Source organism: Paraburkholderia sp., from assembly GCF_004298475.1.
GTDB lineage: Bacteria > Pseudomonadota > Gammaproteobacteria > Burkholderiales > Burkholderiaceae > Paraburkholderia > Paraburkholderia denitrificans.
In genome coordinates, this window is record NZ_SCRP01000025.1 from 46,803 (window position 1) to 63,850 (window position 17,048).

Genomic DNA, 17,048 nt, shown 5'->3' on the forward strand with positions numbered 1-17,048 from the left:
CGCCGACATGAGCTGCCGCAATTTCATGCGGTGGGTGAATACAACGCACGAAGAGTGAAAATGCGAGCATGTCCGTGCAATATCGCAAGTAGTACCGTACCGAAGAGCAGAAGTGGGTTGGCACTTATTGCACCACACATTAGAAACAACGCTGACATTGCGGCCGTTACCACGACTCCCCATACGGTTCCAACACCAAGCAGGATCAACAGCCCTGCGCCTAGTTCGAGCCACGGAACCGCAACATTAACCAGAGCGATATGCGGCAGCCCAATATGCCCAATCGCGCCAACAAGTATGAGCCGCACGGCCTCGGGGGCCACAGTCGAGTGTGAAATCGCGGCAGTAAGAAACGGTCCAGCATCGAAGTGACCAACAACCTTGGTTAATCCTGTCCAGATCCAGAATGCGCCGAGCACGAGCCTCAACGCAAGCGCAGCGCCGGTTTTCATCGCACCACCTGCGGGTGTACGCGGCTCAGTTGACGAAAACTAACCATAGTCACGCCTAGCAGGCAGGCGAACATGACGGCCATAGCTGCATTTGTCTCGATTAGAAGGGTACTGACGCCTCCCGACACGATTGAACCGAGCGCGAGCATCAGGCACCCTTGCAGGCTCGCGGCAGCACCTGCGCGGTCGGGGAACAACGCCATCGACCGGGCCATCGCGTTCGAGAAGATAAAGCCCTGGGCAAACGCGATCAGCATGATCCCGCCAAGTGCGGTCGGCAGTATAAGCTCACCGCCGCTCGAGGCCACACATGCTACCCCGAGGGCAAATATTACGATGCCGCCACGCATCAACTGCTCGCCCCTGTATCGCCGGATCAGTGTCCTGTTCAGCGTCGTGCCGCCGAGATAGCACAACCCAACGCCAAGCGCCGTCTCTCCGAAGTACGACGCGGAATGCCCCAAGCGGAATTGCACGATGTACGGCCCGATTACGTTCCACATCAGGAACGCCGAAAAGCTCATACCGAGTATCGCAATGGCCGACAGAAAATTCGGATCGGACAGGATCTCACGATAGCCCGCGATCGTTTGCTGCGGTGCGCGCCGCAATTCGGGCAGCAACGTCTCTCGCAGTCCTACGAATGCAAACGACAGCACGATGAGGCCGTAACCGCAGTAGACGACGAAGTTCCAGCGCCAGCCGGCCAACTCCTGCACGTGCCCGCCAATGTACGGGGCGATCACAGGGCCGAGGCCGAACGCGAGACTGAGATAGACGATTGCGGCGCGTAAGCGGTCACCCGTCAGCCTGTCGACGAGAACGGCTCTGGCCACGACCTGGCAGGAGCCGATCGCAAAGCCCTGAATTGCTCGCCCAACCATTAGCGCCTCGAACGACGCCGCAGCCACCGCGACCGCGCTACCAGCGATGAAGAGTGCCAGGCCGAAGAGCACTGACGGGCGACGGCCCCACCAGTCGGCCAATATGCCAAACACGAGCTGGCCAATCGCATAGAACACAAGCGTAATTGTGATTGTGTTCTGCATCATGCTCGGAGCAACGTTTAGCTCTTGACCGATGGCCGGGATGCTCGGCGCATAGAGATCAATCGCAATCCCACCGACACTATTTATTAGTGGTGCCAACAACATGAGGAAGTTTTCGTATCGGTTCGAATCAGACATGGTGATGTACTAGAAATGACAGGACAGGCCGACACAAATACGTACGGCCCGCCGGGATCAATAACCGCTTTCGGCAAGCGCGGCCTGCCTCGGTGATCTTCGAGTCGACGACGTGTCGTCAAGCGGGCTCCACACCAGTAAATCGCCGCGCGAGGCGATGTCGTCGATCTTCACCATAACGACTCGTGGCGAGTTGTCGTAGTACGTACCCCAGTCAACATGCACGTCACGCACACGGCTCACGCATGCTCGGCCAAGATCGTCGTACGAAATCTGCAACGACTGCAGGATGTGGCGCACCCGCTCCGTCGCCGTCATCAGCACGTACCGGTAGTGATGCTGCGCGAGCGTGCGAAACACACTCGCCATCAAGTAACGTCCCGCGCCCTTCGAGGCGAACGACGAAAACTGCCCGAGTTCAACAAGTTCCGCGCGCGACAACCCGTAAAGACGCGTGAGTGATTCGTCGAGGTAATGCTCGGAGAACAACGGGGCGCTGTCACCCCAACTGAGTCCCACGCACGCATATCCGGGCAAGGACATCGCGCGATCGGTCAGGCACCAGAACTGGTCTGGACGAGGCTCCGGACGCGCGCCGTGTGCCTGAAAGTAATGCTGCGCGACCGCGAGCTGTATCTGGCGATAGGCGGAATGGCCTGGATGGAAGGTCCGTACGATATGCACGTTAAGCTCCCGGTCAGTACAGCGACGCCGCGTAATCGCGCTCGATCAACTGGCGGCGTGGCCGCCCGGTGACTGTGTAATAGTCCTCGCGGAAGCGCTCAATGTCAGGCACCACCCTGACCCGCCGCACCCGCGCAAAATCGGCGAGTCGCGGTTCAAGCCGCGCCATTTCGTTGCGCACCGCAATTTCGTCGTGCGCGGACAGCACAATCGCCGCCGGCTCTTCGCGCCCTTCGCCGAACACCACGATGTCGTCGATCAGCGTGCTTTCCTTGTAAACCGTCTCCACCCACTCCGGCGAGATATTGCGCGCCGTTGACAGGATGATCACGTGCTTCTTGCGACCGGTGATGTACAGGAAGCCATCGACGAATTCGGCGATGTCACCCGTGTGCAGGTAACCATCGGTGAGTTCGCATGACGTGTCGTCCGAATTGTAGTAACCCGCGCAGAGTGTCGGCGTGCGCACCCGCAGTTCGCCGTCGACGATCACTGGCATGATGCCGTCGAGCAGCGTCCCAGCCGAGCCGATGCGGCGATGTCCTGGGTAGTTCAGCGAGATGATCGAGCTGTTTTCACTGAGCCCGTACGCCTCGTAGATCTGCACGCCGCGCTTGTCGAGCGATTCAAGCACCGTGGCCGGAATCTTCGCGCCACCCGTGATGATGTGCGGATTGCGGCGGCCAAAGAGGCTCGTCACGTCCATCGACTCGAGCAACACATCCGCCTCCTCAAGCAGCTTCGGCGGAAGGTACAGGAAATTCGGATCGACGCGAGCGATCAGGTCCAGGTAGTCACGTGCGTTGCCGCTGTGCGCACCATACTCGGCGTAGTTTGGCGGCATTAGCGTCAGCGAACCGCCGGATAGTATCGGCAGGAACACGCCGAGCACCTGTTCGATCAGCAGGCTCATCGGCACGATCGACAGGTAGTCGAGCGGGCCTGGCGGCACGCGCCTCAGCACGCTAGCCACGAGCAAACCGACAGCCTCGTCGCGAATCTTCACGCCTTTCGGCTTCGACGTCGTACCTGATGTATGGATAATCCCGCAGATTCCACGCTCGATGCGCTCGCCGGTGCGCACGCCCACCCCCGGCCATTCGCTGCGCACGCTCGCAGCGTCGATGCACGCGATGCCCGGCAGGATCGCACCTATGCGAGCGGTGGTTTGCTCGTCCTGTGTAAAGATCGCCGTGGCCTTGTGCAGCAGGCTGCCGATCTGCTCGTCGGAGAACTCAATCGGCACCGGCAGCAGTACCGCTTTCACGCGGAAGATCGCAAGCATCGTCGCAATCCAGGCATAGCTGGAGCGCGCAGCGATCCCGAACACGAGGCCGCTGCAATCGCCATACACCTCCTGCAACGTGGTCACGATGCGCGTGACGTCCGCGCGCAGTTCATCAAGTGAATATTCGCGGCCCTCAATCTCCCGCACGACAATGCGGTTCGGTGCTTCGGCGAAGTGACGTTCGAGGAGTGCGCTGATCATGCGATGCCCCCCTTGCGATAGCTTTGCGCGCCGAAGATGCGGCGATCCGTGCCCGCAAGGCGACGGCGACCGTGCATCACGCGGCTGTTGTCAATCACAACGATATCGCCTTTGTTCCAGAACAGGTCGTACGTGTAGCGGGCAGTCACGTCCTTGATTTCGTCCCACACCTCGAAATCGATGTCGGTTCCATCTGCCCACGTGATCATCGGCGGCTCATAGTTAACGCTCGGGCCCAGAAGCGAATTACAGAAGGCACGACGACCGGAGAAACAACTCGTCGTGATCGCGTCCGTCACGCGCTCGGACAACACCAGGAACTGATCGAGACGACAGTAGTGCTGGCCACGAACATGCTGGTTGACGACATCCAGGTGCGAGTCGTTCACTTCATGGGCCGGTACCTGCAATTCGATGCTCAGGAAGCGCTGCACGTTCGGCCAGGGAATACGGCGCACATACTTGATCTGACATTGCTCAAACAGGCGACGCACTGCCGGCGTCAGTTCGTGCAACACGCGTTGCCCATCGCAGATCGTCGTCTCGGAGCCGACACGGGTAGGCTCAAGGCAGTAGAACCATTGCAGATCGGGCGTAAACGGCAAGTTACCGTTTTCACGGTGAAGTCCCATTTCAAGCTGGCCAGCGTCAATCTCCGCCGTGTTTTCCGTCGAAGTCTTGCGGGCCGGATCAAACGTGACACGCGCCGAATGCTGACCGACGAAACGGTTGAAATCTTCGAGTGTGTCTGCGAAGTTGCGATAGATAACGGCGCCCGAATGGGCGAGCTGCTCGTACAACTGTTCGGTATCGACAAGGTCGATCGCCTTCTGACCTGGCACGAGGCTTTCGATCAACTCAAAGCCGAAACGCGGTAAAGGTTTACGCTGAACTGGCGCAATGACTGCGTCAACATCCATCATGTTTGCCCCTCGGGGTGGTTAGTTTGGCGTTCGATACGTGGCCTCGTCGAACGCGACCAATCTACCGACAAGACTGGGCGCACCGTTTTAGAATTTAAATGGGGACATGAAATTTGTTTAGGACAAGGAAATGAGACCCTCTTTGCCTCCTTACGAGTAATCGCCGGATCGATTATGTGGGGCCGTAAGCCGCTTACAGGCTTCGGTCAGGCGTGAGGCGATTCGTCTAGATCAAGCGCATTCGCGCTCGCGAGATCCTTGAACAATGCCAGCATGGTTCGGATGTCTGGGTTCTTTTCCGTCCGGCTCGACCAGATGACATCCAGCGTAAAGTTCGGAAATCCGAGCGGTGCGTCGCAAACATGCACGGTCTCGGGGATTGACAGGTATGGAATCAGGCGCCGCGGCAATGTCATCACAACCGGCAGCCGCGTGACAATGTTCAGGCAGGCTTGGTAAGTGTTCGCCCGCGCGACTATGTTGCGCGATCGGCCAAGTTTTTCGAGCCAGCCGTCAATCATGTTGCGCTCTGATATCCACGGCGTCGGAAACACGTGGCTCATGTCGCAAAATTCGTCGAGCGACACACGCGTTGACGGTACTATCTTGCGCGAAGCTGTCAGACACAAAAACGTATCAGAAAGGACGGACTCCCATTGCAGGTCGGGATGCAGCCGATGATAGCCCGGGCCGAAGCCGATAGCGAAATCGATTTCACCGGCCAGAAGCCGTTCGACAGGCAGTTCGCGGCCGAGTCGATCCACGATCAGCGATGTTTCGCAGCCACGCTTCATGAACGACTCAAGCACACCTGGCAACAACAACAATTCGAAGTATTCCGGTGCGCATACACGTATCACGCGGCGTGCTGTCGCGACCACCTGGTCATCATCCATTTCTGCGCAATGATTCACCGCATCGATCACGTTGCGCAGGTAGGGTTCGATAGCCTCTGACTTTGGCGTCGCAACGAGGCTGCCGTGATCAACGACGAAGAGCACGTCGTGAAAGCAATTGCGCAACCGCTTCAGGCAATAGCTAACGGTGGGCTGGCTGATGCTCATGACTTCAGCGGTGCGGCGTGCGCTTTTGTGTTCATACAGACACAAGAACACCATCACGTCCTGCAGATCGAGCTGGCGCAATACGTTACTGTTGAGCATATTTCCTGGTCATGTTGTGCCTCGGAGTGCTTTTGCCTCGCCCGCCAAGAGTCAAGCAGCGCCTCGATATTCATGTTGCGTCGCTATCCCTTGGCGCTGCCGTTATCTGCTCACGCTTCGTTGATGACTTGCATAAGCAACACCTAACCTGCCCCCCTGGCCAGCTGACCGCAAAAGACGTCATTGGCCGCATCGCGGCGATGGTTTTTGAAGAAGCTCCAGATCATCATGCTGGCATCCGGGCCCGTTGCCGAATGGAAGGGCACCGTATCGTCGCCGCCGCTCCACGCATGATCGAGATTCGCCACACGGCATAAGCGCACGACGCTCTCGCCACGGCGCGCGTAGTCCTGCACGATGTGCCCATCGCTCGCGGCTTCGTGCGAGGCAACGCCGGGCCTGACGCCACGCGCGTCGGCCAGGCCGTTGAGCCGGAGGAACTGCGCCGTGAGCTGCTCGGCGTTGATCGGCGCGACCACGCCATCGTCCTCACCCTGCACGACAATCGCCGGCATGCCCGGGTGCGCCTCGTCGCCGAGCTGCCGCTCCAGCAGCTCCACCGGATCCTGATACAGCCCGCGCCGCATGACATCGAGCGCGCCGACGCCCGAACGCGCCTCGCCGAATGCCGGTCCCGAATGCAGCGCGACCGCCGCGAACCGCTCGGGTGCGCGCACCGCCAGCAGCGCGGCGAGCCCTGCGCCCGCCGAGAGGCCCGCGAGATAGACGCGCGAGCCGTCGAAGCCGTGTTCATCGACAAGTGCATCGACAAGCGAAACGACCGCCGCCGCCTCCCCGCCGCCCGCCTCGTCGCGTGCGTCATACCAGTGCCAGCACTGGTGCGGGTGGACAAGTGCGGACTGCTCCGGGTAGACCACCGCGAAACCGTGCAGGTCGGCAAGAAGATTCATGCGCGTGCCCTCGGCGAACGCGTCCATCGACTGCCTGCAGCCGTGCAGCATGACAACGAGCGGCAGTCCCGCCGCAGCATGGCCCGCTGGCAGATAGAGGCCGTACGGCAGCGCGCGCGACGCGCGTTGTGGCGTCGCCGTAACCGTGTGTTCGGCACGGCGCCATTCGCCCGCAGCCCAGGCGGCTGCACGCGGGCCCACGCGCGACTGGCGCACGGGCCGTACCACGTGCTCAGGTTCCGTGTATGTTGATGCGGCGGCCTCACTGGCTGCCTGGCTGGCGGCCTCGCTCACTGCGTCGGCCACCGCGGTTTGCGCAGCCCGTCGCGGCGCCTTGGCGTGCAGCGCGTGTCGGCGCACCCCGCGCGCAGCCTCGTGGGCAATCCGGCTCTGGATGGCGAACAAACGTCGCAGGCCACCCGCTAACAGTTTCGACAGATCTTTCGTCATCATCGGCCTCCCTTGAAGGGGTCTGATGTGGGGTCTAGTGCTGGGTCTGGTGCTATGTGTCAGTTCGTCACACTGCGTTATGGTGCATCGCACAATAGCACTAAACCGCCGACACTGCAGATCGGCTGGAGAAAACCAGGCGCCGGGATCGTGCAGCGCACCGACAGGCCGCACGGATAAGGGTTCAGCCGTGTCCGTCACGCGCCGCTATACTGAAAATCTATGCAATGTGCGTGTCTGCCCGCCGGGCCGTCCGCGCGTTAACCGGGTATCACGCTTTTTCAATGCACCGTCGCTGCGCCAAGTCATGCCGGATTTACCCCTTCACCTGTGGTATGCGATCACGAACCTCGGCGGCGCGGGCCTCACGCTGCCGCTCGCGGTCGCTATCGCGCTCTGGCTCGCCGCAGGCTATTCCTGGCGCATGGCCGCAAGCTGGCTGCTGCTGATCGGCGCGTCCGTCGGTCTCGTCATGGTCACCAAGATCGCGTTTCTCGGCTGGGGCGTGGGCGTACGCGATCTCGATTTCACGGGCGTCAGCGGGCACGCCATGCTGTCCACGGCCGTCTATCCGGTGGCGTTTTTCCTGATGCTGCAAGGCGCGCGCGCACCGCTGCGGGTCGCGGGCGTGCTGATTGGCCTCGCAGTAGGCGTTGTGGTGGGATTCTCGCGCGTCGTGCTGGACGCGCATTCGCCGTCCGAGGCCGTCACCGGATGCCTCGTCGGCGCCGTGACGGCGCTCACGTTCGTTCGCTACTGGTGGGCTGCGCAGTCGGGACGTCTTTCGGCGGCGGCCGTCGCGCTGAGTCTTGTCGCACTGACGTTCGCGCTGCACGACGTGCGCGTGCCGACACACCGCTGGGTCACGCATCTCGCGCTGACCGTTTCGGGTCATGAGCGACCCTATGTGCGCGCCCGCTGGAAATCCAACCGCGCGCCGCGCGCGCCCGCTTCGCCGGTCTCACAGACCCGCAACACGCTCTCGCTGCCCACGCATCGCAATGCCGCCTGAGGGCAGCACTCAGCCGCCCTGGACTTTCGGTTTGCGCAGTTCGTGCAGCAGCCGCTCGCCTTCCTTCGCGGAGCAGCGCTTGACCGCTTCGCACCAGCCGCGTGCAAAGCCGAGCTGATACGGCTCGACATCCATCGCTTCAAGAAAGCGCAGGGCGACCACCGCGTCGTTGCCGTCGCCGAGCACGGCCTGCAGCCGCGCCAGCGTGCGCGTCGTCTCGGTGCGCGTGCGGCGTGACGTGATCGGCGCGAAAAACTCGAGCGCGTAGCGCAGATACTTCGCGTTGATGCGCACGCGATGGCGGCTCGCTTCGTCAATCGCCGTGAGCTTCTGCATTCCGGCGAGACGAGCGTAATACCGGCGCACCTGTTTTGCCGCATGTTTATGCAGCGAGCGGGCGTGTGCTTCGCCTTCACCCCGGCGCTGCGCGAACGCCGCGAGCCATTGCAGCCACGCCAGCGTGAGGTGCGCGTAACGCGGCGAAGCCAGCGCCGCGCGCGCACGCGCTCGTGCCGCGAGGCGCATCGCGTCGGCTTGCGCATGCAAGGCGTCCCAGCGCGCGGCCTCGGTATCGGCAGCCGCCAGCGCGGGCAACGTCGAATCGACGAATACGTCGCGATCACGCGCGTCGCCCAGCATGCTCCCCAGCCACTTCAGATCGGGCATGAGGCGCGTGGCCCATGCGTCGTCCTGCCAGCCCGAAAAGATCCGCAGCGCCGTACGCAACCGCCGTTGCGAGACGCGCATCTGATGGATGAACTCGGTTTTCGCCGAATCGCGCACGCCCGCATCGTTGCCGAGCCACTGGTTCGTGATGTTGCGTGCAATCGCAACGAGCGCGCCCTGCGCCGTGTCCACATCGCCCAGATCGACCGGCTCGGCATGCACCGCATCGCCATCGCCGACGAGGCAGCCCGCGGCCACACGGTCGAGCGCATCGTTTATCCGGACGAAGGCCGGCAAGCTTACAGGCGCCGCATCGACGAGGTCGTGCGCACAGGCGAACAATGCGTCGACGACCGGCGCGGCGTCGGCCTCTTCGGGCCACGGCGCACGCACGCGAAGCTCGTGCAGACACTGGGTTTCGTCGGGCGGCTGGTTCGGATCGTGAAGGCCCGCATCGAGCACGAGTTCGACCTCGATGCCGTCGCGCGTCCACTGCCAGCGGCAACGCTCGCCGCACAGCGCCGCCGCTGGCGCGGGCTCGCCCGCTGCGGCGAGCGCATGCCGAAACGGCTCCGGTGCGGCGTCGAGCGATGCAAGGGCGAATCCGTTCGCATCGAGCGGTGCGTCGAAAACGGGGGTGCGCACGGTAATGCCCGGCGTTGTGATCCGGCAGTTCGATACGACGACCCGATTGCCGTCGCTGCGCGTCTCGACGGCAACGCGCCAGCCTGCGCGAGCCAATGCTGCGTTGCGATCGAACGTGACTGCCGTCACGCATTCCCGTTCGGCCGATAGCGCGACAAGTTGCGGCAGCGCAGCAGCCAGGTCTCTCGCCAGCACCGCCTCAATTCGGTCGCCGGGATGCCGGGTGTCGACTGACTCGTTGCAAGCTGCTGGATAAACAATATCCAGCACAATCTCGAGAACGCGAACCATGGACGCTCCGGTGACGGAAAAGCGGGTAAATCAAGGCGCCAGAAAATAAGGTACAAAAAAAACAGTGAAACGGCGACAAGCCGCGCTACTGTCCCCGAAATTATACGGCGCACCGGCAAAACCACGTCCGCGGGCTCGCGTCGTGCACGCACTCATTCATCCGCCCCCGCGCATCTTGACTATTATCAATTGAGCCAGACGGCGACGGTGAAAGAATGTTTAGACCATATTCCCGATCATTCGGACATTTCTAAGGAGTGGCGAGTGTTTCCTGAATTCAGAGATTTGATATCGCGCCTCAAAAACGAGGATGAGCATTTCGCACGGGCTTTCGAGCGCCACAACGAGCTGGATCAGCAGATCAAGAACATGGAAGCGGGTCTCGTGCCTGCCGACGGCTTGACGATCGAGCACCTGAAAAAAGAAAAGCTCCAGCTCAAGGATTCGATCTACCAGATCCTGCGAAAAACCTCGAACGACTGAGCCACGGCGTGTCGCGCGCGCATCGCCGCCGACGGGTCGCGACGCCGTCGCGTCAGCGAAGAATCGGCGGCATGGACTGCGACGGCGTCGACTGCATTGGCTGAGTCGACTGCGTCTGCTGCATCGGCTGTATCGACTGCGGCATGGCCGCGTGCTGCGGCGTAGCCGCCGCAGCGGGAGCCGCCTGCACCATCAGCCTGGGACGCGGCGCCGGATGCGCCACAGCGGGCTTCGTACGCGCATGCTTCGCCATGCTGCCGGTGGAAGCGCGTACATGCGCGGAATGGGCCGGATTCGCAAGCGCGGCCTGCCGGGTCGAGTGCGCCGCGACGGCGTGGGCTCGATGAGCGTGTTGTGCCGACGCATGCGCTGCGCTGGCGTGAGACCCGGCGTGCCGTGCCGTCATCGCTGGCTGGACATGTCGCGCCAAAGCATGCGTTTTAACCGTCGCGTGATGGCCCGCCTTGCCGCCATGACCGTGATCCCCGTGCGCGACAGCCTGCGCACCGCTGTGCCGCGCATGTGCCGTGCGCGCGGTATGCGCCTGCCCGCCTTGCTTCCCGGCGTGCAACGAAACGTGGCGCGCCTCCGGCGGATTCCATACCTCTTTGACCTGACCGGCAGCAACCGCTGCCGTCGATACCCACATTGCCGCAACCAACACTGCTACCGCCCGCATGCCGCACCTCCCGAACACTCGTCGCGTTTACTGCTGAATGACTGCTCAATACCGGGTGGCGATTATACCCAACCATAACTTGCAATAATCCATATATGGACTAACATTTACAAATAGTTCATATTAGGACTCAATCATGACGCACGCGTATGCCGCCTCGTCGGCCGCGCCCGCCCGACGACCACACGCCGAACCCACATTCACGGAAATGTCCGCCGCCGGTCTGCGCGCCTTCTTCAAGATCGCACACGACTGGGATCTGAGCGCCGACGAGCAGATCGTGCTGCTCGGCTCGCCAGGCCGCTCGACGTTCTTCAAGTGGAAGCAGGCACCGGAAAGCGCACGCCTGAACCGCGATACGCTCGAGCGTCTGTCGCTGCTGCTCGGCATCTACAAGGCGCTGCAGATCCTGCTGCCGCAACCTTCCGCCGCCGACGCGTGGGTCAAGCGGCCCAACAGCGCGCCGCCGTTCGGCGGCCGGCGCGCGCTCGACCGCATGCTGGCCGGCAATATCAGCGATCTCGTGGCCGTGCGTCAGTACCTCGATGCGATGCGGGGCGGCTGGGCGTGACGCAATCGGCCTGGCAGGACCGCTGGCGCAGCGCGCCGCTCGCGTGGACGCCCGCGTACCGGGTGATTCCCACACGCTTTCCCGCCGTGAACCTGTTCGACCGCGTGGCGTCGCCCGAGGATTTCGACGCCCTCTACGCGCTCGAAGCGCTCACCAACGACCGTCTGCGCACCGAAACCGGCGAACTCGATCTCGTGCCGCGCGAAGAGCGCCGCTTCGGGCCCGGCTTTGGCCCGATCATGGCGGCGTTCACGCATCTGAATCCGCAGGGCAGCCGCTTTTCGGACGGCACGTATGGCGTGTTCTATTGCGCGCGCTCGCGCACAACGGCCATCGCGGAGACGCGCTATCACTCGGCGCGCTTTCTCGCCGCGACCGACGAGCCGCCGCTGCGCCAGCAGATGCGCCTCTACACCGTCGCGGCCGAGGGCGACGTCGTCGATCTGCGCGGCGAGCCCGCACTCGATCCCGCCGTCCTCTCGCCGACCGACTATGCGGCAGGCCAGGCGCTCGGCCGCGCCGTGCGCGAGGCCGGAGCACCCGGCATCGCGTACCCTTCGGTGCGCGATGCGGGCGGCGAATGTCTCGCCGCGCTGCGCACGTCGCTCGTGCACGCGTGCCATCACGCGGCGTATCTGGAATACAACTGGAACGGGCACACCATCGACATGGTGTTCGAGCTGAACCGTATCGTCTGACGCCTGAAACACGCGCTCAGGGCAACGCGTAGCCCGCCGCGCCGCGCTCGCGCGCCTCAAGCGTCGAAACCGACCAGCGCCGCGGCGTCAATGCCTCGACCATCGTGAGCCGGCCTTGCGCGATAAACGCGCCGGTGTCGATGAACATCTGCGCGCCGATCTGCTGCACGTCGCGCACGGGCGTATGCCCGCAGTACGTGAGCGAGAGTGCGCGCTTCGGCGGCTTGACCATGCCGAGCACGAGTTCGCGGCCCCACAGCATCCGCTCGCGCACGGCATCGTCGATGCGGCCCGCGTCGAGGTCGTCGTCGTTGCCGAAGAACTCCGCGTGCAGCACGTTGAACCGCGCATCGCCCACGCCGACCACGCGCACGAGCGGCAACTGGCGCAGCCGCTGCGCATGGCGCACGAGTTCGCCTTCGGGCAGCCCTTCGGCCCAGGTGCCGCCGATGCTGTACCAGCGGTAGCGCGGCAGACGGCCTTCTGCGACGGCGCACATCGCATCTTCGTGATTGCCGAGCACTGGAAAGAACCACGGCTTGCCGACGAGGCCGAGCGCCTCCTCGCACTGGTCGCCGCGATCGACGAGGTCGCCCACCGAAAAGAGCCGGTCGCGCGCGGCGTCGAACTGCGCCTCGCGCAACAGATAGCGCAGCGCATCGACGCAGCCGTGCAGGTCGCCGATCACAAAATCGCGGCCTTCACGATTGCTTGCGTGGTGCTGCACGACAGGAACGGAAGCGTGTGTCATGTGCTCATCATAGTCCCGCCCATGGCGCCCGTACGCGCGACGTCCCGCGCTGGCCGTCCTCGCATGCGCCACACATGGCTGCGCGCCTTTACTGCGCGCCCTTACTGCGGCGTTGCGCGCAGCACGCCGACCTGGGCCGCCGTGATGGCCGCGCGCGGATTGCCGAACTGTTGCGTCACGTAGTTCGAGATCGCGGCGATCTGCTCGTTGGTGAGTTCGCTGCCGAAGGCGGGCATCAGCACATCCGCGTTCTTCGTCGCGCGCGTGACGCCGTGCAGGATGACCATCGCCAGGTTGCCCGCGTTTGCCGCGCCCGTCGCGCTGTTGTGGATCAGCGACGGATACGCGCCCGGCGCGCTCGCACCGACGCCCGCGCCCGTCCAGTGGTGACAGCTCGCGCAGTTCGCAATGAAGAGCTGCGCGCCGTTCACGGTCGTGACCGGCGTGCCGCGCAGCGCCGTCACGTCGTTGATGGCGGGCTGGCCCCAGGTGTCGCGCGAACGCGTCACGCCGCCGGAAATAGCCTGCTGCGCGCTCAGGTACGTCACGATCGAATGCGCGTCTTCTTCGGTGAGATATTGCGTCGAGTTCTGCACGACTTCGGCCATCGGGCCTGCGGCGTTCGCGTGGCCGCTGGCGGCCCCGGTCAGGAGATACGCGGCAAGCGCGCCAGCCGGCCAGGCGCCGATGCCGCCCGTGCGGTCGGGCGTGATGTTGTACGCCTGCCAGCCCGCCTGCACCGCCCCCGAAAAGCGGTTGCGCTGCTTCAAACCCTGCATGAAGTTGCGCGGCGTGTGGCACTCCTCGCAATGCGCGAGCCCCTTGACGAGATAAGCGCCGCGGTTGTATTCGGCGCTCTTCGTCGAGTCGGGCACGAAGCGCCCTTCGTCGAAGTTGAAGAGGTTCCAGAAAATCATCAGCCAGCGCTGATTGAACGGGAAGCGCAGTTCGTTGCGCGGCGGCGTGTAGCGGACCGGCGCGACGGTGTTCAGGTACGCGCGGATCGCAAGCACGTCCCGCTCGGTCACGCGCGTGAACTCGACGTACGGGAACGCCGGATAAAGCCGCTCGCCGCCTTTACCGATGCCTTCGTGCATCGCGCGCAGGAAGTCGGTGTTGGACCAGCGGCCGATGCCCGTATCCGGATCGGGCGTGATGTTCGGCGAGTAGATCTTGCCGAAGGGCGTCTGGATCGCAAGGCCGCCAGCGAGCGGGCGACGCTTGTCGGACGTGTGGCACGCGATGCAATCGCCGAGGCGCGTGAGGTATTCGCCGCGCTTCACGAGGTCGAGGGCGTCCGCAGCGCCCGCAGCGGCAATAGCCGCCGCTGTGCCTGGCTGGCCGCCCGGCGCCTTGCCGAGCGCGGCAGTCAGCGGCGCTTCGTCGATGAAGCGCGACGGCCCGTCATGCGACGCGTGCCACGCGATATAAAGCGCGAACGCGCAGAAAACCGTGGCTGCGAGCGCGGAGCGTGTGCGGTGCGGGCGGCGCATACGGATCGTGGGCGCGCCGGTATGCACGGACTGGAACGCTCGTTCGATCATCGTCATTCTCCGGCCGGTGAGCATCACAGTTCGCGCCGCAGCTTGTCGGCGAGTTTCAGCGACAGCGCGGCAAGCGTCAGCGTGCAGTTCACCGATGCCGCGCCCGGCATCACCGCGCTGCTCGCGATAAACAGGTTCGGGTGGTCGTGGGTGCGGCAGTCGGCGTCGACAACCGAATCGGCGGCGCTCGTCCCCATGATCGTCGTGCCCATGATGTGGTTGTTCGGCGCGAAGGTGTCGTCGAATGCGATTTCGGTGCCGCCGAACAGTTCGGCGATCTGCGCATACAGATCGTGCGTGTGCGCCGCGCTCTTTTTCACGTAGTCGTTGATCGAGTAGTAGATCTCGGGCCGCGGAATGCCGAGCGCGTCCTTGTGATCGCTCGAAGGCAGCACGCGGTTCTGCGGCTCGGGCAGATGCTCGTGGAAGCTGTTGATCGCGAGTCTGCGCGACGTGCGCTCGCGAATCTGGCGGTCGAGTTCGGCGCCGGTCAGGCCGCCCTTGATGAGCGCCGCCGTCACCGCCATCGTGTTCACGCCGTTCGACAGATGCAGCTTTTTCGATGCGTAGTCGGCGCGGAACGCACCGTCGCGGAAGTTCACGACCGAGGTCATTTCCATCGGGCCGCGTCCGGGCCATAGCGGTTCGTTGGCGAGAAACGTGACGCCCGTGCCCGGATGATCCATCAGATTGCGCCCCACCTGATCGGAACGGTTGCCGATGCCGTGCGCAAACCGCTCGCTCGTCGACATCAGCATGAGCTTGGGCGTTTCGATGCCGTTTGCGGCGAGTACGAAGAGCTTGCCCGACACGCGCGTGCTGTTGCCTTGTGGGTCCTTGTAGTGAACCGCGGTGATGAGCCCTTTGTTGTCGGCCTCGATGCGATAGACCACCGCCTGCGTGATGAGCTTCGCGCCTGCGCGCTCGGCCTTGTCGGCATGGATCACGCCGCTGTACATCGCGGCGATCGGACAGATCGGCATGCAGTTGTTGTTGCCGCAGCAAGTGGGGCGCGCATCGTAGGGCCGGCTGTTGCGCGCAACCGGTTCGGGCACGACGTGAAAACCGTTGGCGTTGAGCACGTCGGAGAAGCGCTGGTCCATGTACGAGAGCGGCAGCATGGTCATCGGGTAGGGCCGCGAGCGCGGCGAGCCGAGATCGTACGGCGCGCCGGGTCCCGAGACACCCAGTTCGACCTCGGCAAGCTGATACCACGGCTCCAGCTGCTCATAGGGATACGGCCAGTCGCGGCCCACGCCGTACAGCGTTTTCAGACGAAAGTCGGAGGGCAGCAGACGCCACGCTGCGGCAGCCCAGTGCCACGTCGTGCCGCCTACGAGCCGCAGATATTGCGAGTTGTATGGGTGGTCGCCCTTCTGGATCAGATAGTCGTTCGGCGGCGAATACTCGGGATGCGGCGCGTAGGGCACCGAAGGATACGGCGTCGCGAAGTCGGCTTTCGCAGGCGAATTCCGGAAATTCTCGACGATCTGCCAGCGCGCGAGCCGCGGGCCCGCTTCGAGCAGCAGCACCGAAGCACCGGCCTCGGCCATCTGATGCGCGACCAGACTGCCCGCCACGCCCGAACCGACCACGACCACGTCGGCGGAATGCTGTGTTGCCATTGTCGTCCTCTTTTTTCAGGCTCTCGTTGTGCGGACTGCGTTTGATGCAACACCGCTGCACCCTTATCTAGCCGCCGTCGGGCTTGCGCGTCCAATAGAACGGCACGTCGCGGCAATACGATGGAATCGTCAGCACATCGCCGACCGGATCGAACATCAGCGCCTTTTCGTAAGCCACCACCTGAACATGCGGCAATTCGCCGACGAGGCCGAGATACCACGCGCGCATGATGTCGCCGACCGTCGCCGCGAGTTCGGGCCGTTCACCCTGAAGCGCTGCTGTCACGGTATCGGACGGCACACCGCCATGGCTTCCGATCCACGTATTGAGCGCAACTACGTTCTGCCCGAACTGGCTGCTCGCGCTCGCAAGCGCGGCGTAGACGCGCTGCGCGAGCAGCTGGTCGTAGCTTGTGCGACCGGTCAGGTGCTGCGAGAGCACGATAAAGGCGTCGTAGCCGCCGTCGCCGGGCTGCGCCGCGAATACGCGGTCGATGCCGAAGGGCAGGCCGCCGCGACCGGCCATCGTGAAAGCAAGCGCTGCGGCAGCGGCGCAGGCGCCGATCACGAACTGCCGGCGGCCAGGCCGTGCGCCCGAAGGTTGGGGTGTCCCGTCCTGCGTCACATCTGTCATGGGTACTCCCGATGAGTTTCGTGGCGATACGGATGCAGCGGACGAAATGAATACCGCGATGAATACGGCGATGAATACTGCGGCAAATATTGCGGCTGAATGCAGTGCAATGTAGACGAGATTTGCAATCGTGTCGCGCGACGTGCACGACCTTTGCGCCTCACAGGCGAGACTGGCGGCAATGATTTAC

At 63.4% G+C, this 17,048-nt stretch carries 17 protein-coding genes; 5 read left to right on the forward strand and 12 right to left on the reverse strand.

Features of this window, described 5'->3' with window-relative positions:
• Nucleotides 1-23 precede the first annotated feature (23 nt).
• From EPN59_RS13595 to EPN59_RS13625, 7 genes are all read right to left on the reverse strand, one after another.
• On the reverse strand, nucleotides 24-452 hold the full coding sequence (locus EPN59_RS13595; RefSeq protein WP_293037940.1) for a DoxX family membrane protein: 429 nt from the start codon (nucleotides 450-452) through the stop codon (nucleotides 24-26).
• Complete coding sequence (locus EPN59_RS13600) at nucleotides 449-1,639, reverse strand: multidrug effflux MFS transporter (protein ID WP_293037943.1); 1,191 nt, start codon at nucleotides 1,637-1,639, stop codon at nucleotides 449-451. The genes EPN59_RS13595 and EPN59_RS13600 overlap by 4 nt, the downstream gene beginning before the upstream one ends.
• Before the next feature lie 57 nt (nucleotides 1,640-1,696).
• Nucleotides 1,697-2,323: a thermostable hemolysin gene (locus tag EPN59_RS13605; protein WP_293037946.1), complete on the reverse strand. Its 627-nt coding sequence runs from the start codon at nucleotides 2,321-2,323 to the stop codon at nucleotides 1,697-1,699.
• A 13-nt stretch (nucleotides 2,324-2,336) separates the two neighbouring features.
• Nucleotides 2,337-3,812 (reverse strand): AMP-binding protein, encoded by a 1,476-nt coding sequence (locus EPN59_RS13610; protein WP_293046176.1) that lies wholly within the window; start codon nucleotides 3,810-3,812, stop codon nucleotides 2,337-2,339.
• Nucleotides 3,809-4,735, reverse strand: a complete 927-nt coding sequence (locus EPN59_RS13615; RefSeq protein WP_293037952.1) for a TauD/TfdA family dioxygenase — start codon at nucleotides 4,733-4,735, stop codon at nucleotides 3,809-3,811. Before EPN59_RS13615 ends, EPN59_RS13610 begins: the two co-directional genes overlap by 4 nt.
• Nucleotides 4,736-4,941: 206 nt before the next feature.
• Nucleotides 4,942-5,898 carry a LysR family transcriptional regulator gene (locus EPN59_RS13620; protein ID WP_293037955.1) on the reverse strand — a complete coding sequence of 319 codons (957 nt, stop codon included), beginning with the start codon at nucleotides 5,896-5,898 and terminating at the stop codon, nucleotides 4,942-4,944.
• Between the two features lie 143 nt (nucleotides 5,899-6,041).
• The gene (locus EPN59_RS13625; protein WP_293037986.1) at nucleotides 6,042-7,259 is read right to left on the reverse strand and encodes a PHB depolymerase family esterase; all 1,218 of its coding nucleotides are present in this window, start codon (nucleotides 7,257-7,259) and stop codon (nucleotides 6,042-6,044) included.
• 307 nt (nucleotides 7,260-7,566) lie between these two features.
• Here EPN59_RS13625 and EPN59_RS13630 point away from each other — a divergent pair, with 307 nt between their 5' ends.
• Nucleotides 7,567-8,271, forward strand: a complete 705-nt coding sequence (locus tag EPN59_RS13630; protein WP_293037958.1) for a phosphatase PAP2 family protein — start codon at nucleotides 7,567-7,569, stop codon at nucleotides 8,269-8,271.
• A gap of 9 nt (nucleotides 8,272-8,280) precedes the next feature.
• Here the strand turns inward: EPN59_RS13630 and EPN59_RS13635 are convergent, their stop codons facing one another.
• Complete coding sequence (locus tag EPN59_RS13635) at nucleotides 8,281-9,873, reverse strand: CHAD domain-containing protein (protein ID WP_293037961.1); 1,593 nt, start codon at nucleotides 9,871-9,873, stop codon at nucleotides 8,281-8,283.
• Between the two features lie 264 nt (nucleotides 9,874-10,137).
• Between EPN59_RS13635 and EPN59_RS13640 the strand changes: the two genes are divergently transcribed.
• From EPN59_RS13640 to EPN59_RS13655, 4 genes are all read left to right on the forward strand, one after another.
• Nucleotides 10,138-10,356 carry a YdcH family protein gene (locus EPN59_RS13640; protein WP_293037965.1) on the forward strand — a complete coding sequence of 73 codons (219 nt, stop codon included), beginning with the start codon at nucleotides 10,138-10,140 and terminating at the stop codon, nucleotides 10,354-10,356.
• 274 nt (nucleotides 10,357-10,630) lie between these two features.
• Nucleotides 10,631-11,113 (forward strand): hypothetical protein, encoded by a 483-nt coding sequence (locus tag EPN59_RS13645; protein ID WP_293037968.1) that lies wholly within the window; start codon nucleotides 10,631-10,633, stop codon nucleotides 11,111-11,113.
• A 130-nt stretch (nucleotides 11,114-11,243) separates the two neighbouring features.
• Complete coding sequence (locus tag EPN59_RS13650; RefSeq protein ID WP_363928563.1) at nucleotides 11,244-11,606, forward strand: MbcA/ParS/Xre antitoxin family protein; 363 nt, start codon at nucleotides 11,244-11,246, stop codon at nucleotides 11,604-11,606.
• Nucleotides 11,603-12,304, forward strand: a complete 702-nt coding sequence (locus tag EPN59_RS13655; protein ID WP_293037974.1) for an RES family NAD+ phosphorylase — start codon at nucleotides 11,603-11,605, stop codon at nucleotides 12,302-12,304. Before EPN59_RS13650 ends, EPN59_RS13655 begins: the two co-directional genes overlap by 4 nt.
• A gap of 16 nt (nucleotides 12,305-12,320) precedes the next feature.
• Here the strand turns inward: EPN59_RS13655 and EPN59_RS13660 are convergent, their stop codons facing one another.
• The 4 genes from EPN59_RS13660 to EPN59_RS13675 form a co-directional block, all read right to left on the reverse strand.
• Nucleotides 12,321-13,055: a metallophosphoesterase gene (locus EPN59_RS13660; protein WP_293046179.1), complete on the reverse strand. Its 735-nt coding sequence runs from the start codon at nucleotides 13,053-13,055 to the stop codon at nucleotides 12,321-12,323.
• Nucleotides 13,056-13,156: 101 nt separating this feature from the next.
• Nucleotides 13,157-14,599, reverse strand: coding sequence for a cytochrome c (locus tag EPN59_RS13665; protein ID WP_293046182.1), 1,443 nt, complete (start codon nucleotides 14,597-14,599; stop codon nucleotides 13,157-13,159).
• A 23-nt stretch (nucleotides 14,600-14,622) separates the two neighbouring features.
• Nucleotides 14,623-16,224, reverse strand: a complete 1,602-nt coding sequence (locus tag EPN59_RS13670) for a GMC family oxidoreductase (protein ID WP_293043113.1) — start codon at nucleotides 16,222-16,224, stop codon at nucleotides 14,623-14,625.
• A gap of 67 nt (nucleotides 16,225-16,291) precedes the next feature.
• The gene (locus EPN59_RS13675) at nucleotides 16,292-16,858 is read right to left on the reverse strand and encodes a sugar dehydrogenase complex small subunit (RefSeq protein WP_293043115.1); all 567 of its coding nucleotides are present in this window, start codon (nucleotides 16,856-16,858) and stop codon (nucleotides 16,292-16,294) included.
• Nucleotides 16,859-17,048: the final 190 nt, after the last annotated feature.

Coding starts and splice junctions, on each gene's coding strand:
- EPN59_RS13595 (WP_293037940.1), bottom strand. CDS start 452: ATGAAAACCGGCGCTGCGCTTGCGTTGAGGCTCGTGCTCGGCGCATTC.
- EPN59_RS13600 (WP_293037943.1), bottom strand. CDS start 1,639: ATGTCTGATTCGAACCGATACGAAAACTTCCTCATGTTGTTGGCACCA.
- EPN59_RS13610 (WP_293046176.1), bottom strand. CDS start 3,812: ATGATCAGCGCACTCCTCGAACGTCACTTCGCCGAAGCACCGAACCGC.
- EPN59_RS13615 (WP_293037952.1), bottom strand. CDS start 4,735: ATGATGGATGTTGACGCAGTCATTGCGCCAGTTCAGCGTAAACCTTTA.
- EPN59_RS13620 (WP_293037955.1), bottom strand. CDS start 5,898: ATGCTCAACAGTAACGTATTGCGCCAGCTCGATCTGCAGGACGTGATG.
- EPN59_RS13625 (WP_293037986.1), bottom strand. CDS start 7,259: ATGACGAAAGATCTGTCGAAACTGTTAGCGGGTGGCCTGCGACGTTTG.
- EPN59_RS13630 (WP_293037958.1), top strand. CDS start 7,567: ATGCCGGATTTACCCCTTCACCTGTGGTATGCGATCACGAACCTCGGC.
- EPN59_RS13635 (WP_293037961.1), bottom strand. CDS start 9,873: ATGGTTCGCGTTCTCGAGATTGTGCTGGATATTGTTTATCCAGCAGCT.
- EPN59_RS13645 (WP_293037968.1), top strand. CDS start 10,631: ATGCGCGGAATGGGCCGGATTCGCAAGCGCGGCCTGCCGGGTCGAGTG.
- EPN59_RS13650 (WP_363928563.1), top strand. CDS start 11,244: ATGTCCGCCGCCGGTCTGCGCGCCTTCTTCAAGATCGCACACGACTGG.
- EPN59_RS13660 (WP_293046179.1), bottom strand. CDS start 13,055: ATGACACACGCTTCCGTTCCTGTCGTGCAGCACCACGCAAGCAATCGT.
- EPN59_RS13665 (WP_293046182.1), bottom strand. CDS start 14,599: ATGATCGAACGAGCGTTCCAGTCCGTGCATACCGGCGCGCCCACGATC.
- EPN59_RS13670 (WP_293043113.1), bottom strand. CDS start 16,224: ATGGCAACACAGCATTCCGCCGACGTGGTCGTGGTCGGTTCGGGCGTG.
- EPN59_RS13675 (WP_293043115.1), bottom strand. CDS start 16,858: ATGACAGATGTGACGCAGGACGGGACACCCCAACCTTCGGGCGCACGG.